Consider the following 1,382-nt stretch of genomic DNA (forward strand, 5'->3'; position numbering starts at 1 on the left):
AGCGGCAGGGCGGGCGCGGGCGGCAGCGAGTCGACGCGGGCCCGCCAGTAGGCGAGCGACCGCTCGCGCCCCTCGGCGTCCGCCCCGGCGGCGGCGAGCACGTAGTCGCGGTAGGTGACGGCCGGGGCGGGGGTCGCGGGCGCCCCGTGGCGGTAGGCCTGCGCCCACTCCCGGAACAGCAGCCCGGAGCTGCGGCCGTCGATGATCAGCGCGTCGAAGTTGAGGTGCAGTCGGGTGGTGCGGGCGTCGAGCAGGGTGGCCCGGACGTCGAACAGCGGCCAGGCCTCGGTGTCGAAGACCTGGTCCCGCATCTCCCGGTGGATCGCGGCCAGCCGGCGCTCCCGTTCGACCGGGTCGCAGGCCCGCAGGTCGACGGTGGCGATCCGGTACTCGGGGACCTCGGCGAGCACCCGCTGGTGCCCGTCCCGGGAGACGACCGCGCGGAGCATGTCGTGCCGGTCGACGAGCTGCCGGAAGGAGGCGGCCAGCCGGTCCGGGTCGGTGTCGGTCAGGTCCACCTCGACCAGGAAGGAGGTGGAGACGTTGCCGAGCTCGAAGGCGTCGGTCCGGCCGACCAGGTAGGCCTGCTGGAGGTCGGTGAGCGGGAACGGCTCGTGGCGGGCCGCCGGGTCGGCGACCAGCGCCGTCCCGGGTCGTCGGGCGCCAGCGCCGCTGCCGTCGCCGTTGTCGCCGCGTGCGGCCCGGACGGCGTCGGCGATCGCGGTGACGCTCCGGCCGTCCAGCAGGTCGCGCAGCGGCAGGTCCACGCCGAGCCGCCGGGCGATGGTCTGCCGGATGTCCATCGCGATCAGCGAATCGACGGCCAGGCGCCGCAGCGGCAGCTCCCGGTCGTCGCCGGTGACGGCCGCGCCGCGCGCCCGGCCGACGATGCCGGCCACCAGCTCGACGACGTCCTCGGCGGATCCCTGCCTCGCGGGCGGCTCCGTCGCGGGCGTCTCCGTCGCGGACTCGGTGGGCGGCAGGGCGTCCGGCACCGCCTCCAGGCGCACGCCGTCGGCGAGCGCCACCGGCGTACCGTCGGGGCCGACCAGCCGTACCTGCGCGACCAGCGACCCCTCCGGGGCCGGTGCCCCGGTGCGGCGCGGGGCACCGGTCCAGAGCCAGTAGCGCTCGCGCTGGAACGGGTACCCGGGCAGGCGCACCGGCGGCCCGGCGGGCTCGCCGTGCACGCGCGCCCAGTCGATCCGCGCGCCCCGGGTGTAGAGCGCGCCGAGGCTGTCGAGGAGGGTGCGCCGGGCGTCCTCCCCCGGGCGCAGCGACGGCAGGACCGCGGTGTGCCCGGCCGCCCGGACCTCGTCGAGCAGCGGCGAGGCGGGCCCGAGCTCGACGAAGGTGCGGTGGCCGTCCCGCAGCAGCGCGGC

Annotated in this window: 1 protein-coding gene; it reads right to left on the bottom strand. The window is 77.6% G+C overall.

Features of this window, described 5'->3' with window-relative positions; genetic code table 11:
- A partial coding sequence (locus AE652_RS41450) for a condensation domain-containing protein (protein ID WP_049661167.1) occupies positions 1-1,382 on the bottom strand: 1,382 nt, incomplete at both ends.

This window comes from Kitasatospora sp. MY 5-36, assembly GCF_001182915.1.
Taxonomy (GTDB): Bacteria; Actinomycetota; Actinomycetes; order Streptomycetales; family Streptomycetaceae; genus Kitasatospora.